The sequence below is a fragment of the Duganella sp. Leaf126 genome, assembly GCF_001423125.1.
Classification (GTDB): domain Bacteria; phylum Pseudomonadota; class Gammaproteobacteria; order Burkholderiales; family Burkholderiaceae_D; genus Rugamonas.
Genome location: NZ_LMNW01000019.1, coordinates 1 through 4,436 on the forward strand (window position 1 = coordinate 1; position 4,436 = coordinate 4,436).

General features: G+C 52.2%; 2 protein-coding genes. Both read right to left on the bottom strand.

Translation table 11 applies throughout. The features are described from left to right. Positions 1 to 201: 201 nt before the first annotated feature. On the bottom strand, positions 202 to 630 hold the full coding sequence (locus ASF61_RS23305; RefSeq protein ID WP_229205807.1) for a hypothetical protein: 429 nt from the start codon (positions 628 to 630) through the stop codon (positions 202 to 204). After that, complete coding sequence (locus ASF61_RS11305) at positions 630 to 4,430, bottom strand: hemagglutinin repeat-containing protein (RefSeq protein WP_056155609.1); 3,801 nt, start codon at positions 4,428 to 4,430, stop codon at positions 630 to 632. Before ASF61_RS11305 ends, ASF61_RS23305 begins: the two co-directional genes overlap by 1 nt. Positions 4,431 to 4,436 lie beyond the last annotated feature (6 nt).

Below are 4,436 nucleotides of genomic sequence, written 5' to 3' on the forward strand. Positions count from 1 at the left end.
CCGTTCTGCCGCGCGATTCACTTTTTTTATCCGCAACGTCGACTGGCAGGTACTTTTTCCTACTCGCGTCATGAAAGCCAGTTATTCGAGGTCCCCTTAATTTAATAAGGCTTACCCCAAGCATTTCAAGACTCTGCGGAATTCCTGCATAACGCGCCAAGATTCCCCATAAGTGGCACTAATGCATTTTACTCAACCCCATCAATTCCAAGGGATTAAGCTCATAATTAAATTTCTGAGGGACTCTGCTGAGTAGGACTCCTGCCCGTCAAGTTCTCTGGAATCATTGAAAACCGTACTTTCTGCCATCTTACAAAAAGCATAAGCAACTATTCCGGCGAAGACCCAGTTCCCTCTGGTTTTTATATCTGCTAGTACTTTAAATTTATCATCCCCGCATAGCTCAGAATCGCACTCATTTATAGATACCCAACAGTTATCACTCTCTCTTTCGCCTTCAACCATGACAAACCCATCTTGCAACAAATTCAAATCCCCTTTACTATAATGCATCCAAACATTCGGAAGGAGCATTTCGAACTCTGAAAATGCTGAATTTATAAGAAATTTTACTTCTTCTAAGTCTAGCGGAATTTTCTCCAGCGGAACAAACATACTATTTGCCATCATTACTCCTTAGTCGGAACTGTAATAGTACCCTTTGTAATATTCAACCACCCACTTTTACTCTTAACATACACATTATTCACCGTCCCCTCATTTAAAATATTACTTATTGGCGACTCTGGTTTGGCAAATCGAATTAACTGATCCATACCAACGTCCGTCTTCGTAATATCAACATATAAATCACCCACATAACCCTCTTTTTTCATATCTTTTGCTCCACCTACTATATTACGTTGAACTGCTAAAATGCTTTTCCCCTCTACAATCTTCAATTGAGCTGGTACTCCATCTAACCATCCATCGATACCGGGAAATTTTGAGGTCGGCGCCCCATCGAAAACCCCACCTTTGAAGCTCACAATTTCTTGAGCTTGTGAAAACTCATAATCGCTCATTGCATTACGAACTACTCTTCCAGGTTGATTATCCATCCCAATTTTTAGTATTGAATTACTTTCCTGCTTATTTCCGGTAGTGAAATTATTCTCCAGAAGAAGCGAATATTTAAAGTCTTTTGAATTCGTGACGGGACGAATTGATTTGGACTGTCCGAAACCTCCGAACGCCCCTAATGCATCAGTGACTGAAGCGGTAACTGATGTGGCGTAGTAAAGATCCGTTTGGCTCGCGCCATTATAAGCTAAAATTCCACCGACAACTCCCGAAAACGGGTTATTGGCCATATTAGCTAGCGTAGATGCAAATGTATTTTCTTGCGATGCATTTTTTTTAGTAGCATCGGGCACAGTATATGTAGCCCAGCCCAAAACATCCTTTGCTTTATCGATTACACCAGAATTATTATTGGTAACAATCTCTTTTAACTTTCCAAACGAGTCATATTTTGAACTACTGTAAAGCGGCTGCCCCATGTGATCCACGGCAGAGCTGAGCATATCGGACATACTCCCGAGATAATAAGCACCGCCTTTTTCAGATATGCTATCAACCGTAGAGCGATAATTTTTATCGTTCTTGTATTTACTCTCCGCTTCGTCACCCATGTAAGCCAAGATAACCTTACGACGAGTTGCGACATCGTCAGCCTCACTCAAAACTAATGCATACTCCCCTGCCGGAACTGACTTTACGAATGCCTGAAACTGCTGATAACACGACGCGTCATAATATCCACAACCTCTCGCAGCAGCATACTGTTTAAAGACATCTGAATCGTTTTTACTGTTGGCCAACTCCTCCGGCGAAAGCATGACGCTGTCATACTTATCAAGTCCTAATTTTTTCTTTCTATCCTTATGCAGCAAAAGATTGTTAGCGGTTTCGTTTGCGGCACCGGTTGCCCCTTCCGCGCCACCGACTAAAGCGCCAAGTGAAGCACTTGCTGCGGTTGTCAGTATGTTTTTGACCTCATCAGGCACATCGAGTTTATCTATCTCCTCGGATATCTGCTTGGCTGTCAGCGCACTGGCACCAGCACCGAGTGCGCCGCCGGCACCGCCTGCAAGACCACCGATCGCCGAATGGAGCGCAAGCTTCGTGGCGCTACCATCACTCCATGTTTCCTCCAACTCCTTGCTTTTTTCCTCCAAAGCGGCTTTCTTTACTGGATCCGGCTCCTCTAATGCCTGCGCAGCGAGATCACGACTTTCTTTAAGTCGGCTTTCAGCAAAGTCGCCTACCTCCTTTGCCGCTGCCGCAGCATATGCTTTCGTCACCTCCATCGTCGCCTGCATCGCCGCCTTGTCAAGATTGTTGGCGATCTTGCCGCTGCTATCGACGCCGGTTGTCACATTGCGGTTCAGTCCCGCGATGCTGTCTTGCGCGCCTTTGCCGGCCAGAGCGCTCTGTGCGGCGTCATCGTTGATGACTACGGTACCGCCGCTGATGCCGCTGCGCGTAGTGCTGCTGTCGTTGTCGCTGACTGCTGCGATTGCCGGCGTGCCGCCGGTGGCGCCTCCTTTACCACCCACATTGGTCTGGCTCTTGTCCTGAGTGCCGGTCCCCGCTACCGAGAACCCGCCCGATACACCCACGCTGCTGCCCTTGGAGATCGCGTGGTTGGCGATGTCGCTGGCGGTCAGGGTGGCGGTGCTCAGGCTGCTGTCGGACTTGCCGGCTTCCGTGCTGCTGATTACCGCGCCTTTGAGGTCGGTGTTACCGCCCACCTTGAGCTGGAAGCCGCCATCACCGGCCCGGATGCCGCTTTGTTCCTGCACGCTGGCGTAATCGTTGTGGATTTTGCTCTGGCTGTAGCTGCCGCTCACGCTCGCACCGAAGCCCACGGTCCCGCTGACCGAGATGCTCTGGCTCTTGCTGTCGAATTTGGCCAGGTCCTGCAAGCTCTCCAGGTTCAAATTGCCATTGACTGCCGCGATCACCTGATTGGCATTGGCGACGGCGCCTTTGATGGTCGTATCGCCGCCACTGGTGATCTCGAGCTTGTCGCCCGCCTTGATGTGGGTGTTGAGCTGGGTGGTACCGCTGCCGTCTTCGTGCCCTTTACTGGCACTCACGCTGGCGGTGATACCAAACGATGTGCCGCTCGTGCTCACGGTCGCGGCCACACCGGCCGAGGCGCTCATGCTCGAGCTCGTGCTGTGCTGGCTCTCCGTGTCCTGCGCCGCCAGCAAGTTGATATTGTTGTCGGCTTGCAGACGGACAGTGTTCGCTGCGTTGAGCTCACTGCCAATAATGTCGATATTGCTGGCTTTCCCAGCACCGATGGCGGCGATGTTGATGTTATTGCCGGTTAAGACGCTACCGCTATGGGTCAGATTTTCCGTGGTCTGGACTTGCTTGCTCTCCGAGTGGCCGTAGGTCAGGCTGATGTTAATGCTGGGACTGGCATCTTTGCCTGCCACATCTTTGTAAGCGTTCTTGGCTGCGATGGCCGCAGTAGCTGCCGCCATCGCCGTCACGCGGCCGTCTTTGGCTTGACTGGCTGCCGTACTCATCGATTGCATGGTCTGAATGGCGCTGATCACGCTCCCTCCCAACGAGGCGGTAAAGCCATCCTGCGTCATGCGCATCTCGTACTTGCCCTTGACGTCGTCCTGGCCCGGATCGATCAGCACACTCTTTCCGGTCAGGTTGAGATCGGCACTTGCCATCAAATCGCTACCGCCAATCTTTAAAGCATTATTGGCGCTCAAGGACAAATCGCCTCCCAGCGCACCCACCGAACTGCGGGCCAGTCCGCTCTGGGTTTGCGCATCGCGTTCCTGGTCCACGGCGGTCGTGCGTGTGCCGTAGCTGATGCCGAAGCCGCCGCCGCTCAGGAAGCCGCTCTGCTTGACCTCGGTGCGATGCAGTTCCTTGCTGGTATTGACGGCCGCGGCGATGGTCAAGTCGTTGCCGGCCGCCAGGCTGACCGCCTTATCAGCGAGGACATTGGAGCCGATGATGCTTAGATCATGCCCGGCGGACATGGCGATGGCATCGGCGCCCAGACTATTGCCAATGGCGTTGCTGGTATCGACGATGTCGAGCTTGGTAGTAGTCTTGCTGGAGAACGTACGCTTTTTCTTGACCTTGCTTGCTTCTTCGGTGCGTTTCTGTTCCACGCCCGTGGCAAGCGTAATGTCATTGCCTGCCGATAGCGCCAGCGTTTCCTTCGCATCGATGCTGGCGGCCCTGAGCGCGATGTCATTCACCGCCCTCAACGACACATCCCCCGCCCCGTTAATCTGGCTCCCCACCTCGCTGGCCGTGCTCTGCTTGCTGTAGTTGTCGGCATTGCGCACCACGTCATGGCTCGATGCAATGTCGACCGTCTTGAGATTCAGGTCGTGGCCGGCGGCCAGGCCGGTGGTGCCGTTGACGCCGGCGTTGGCGATCACGGCGGC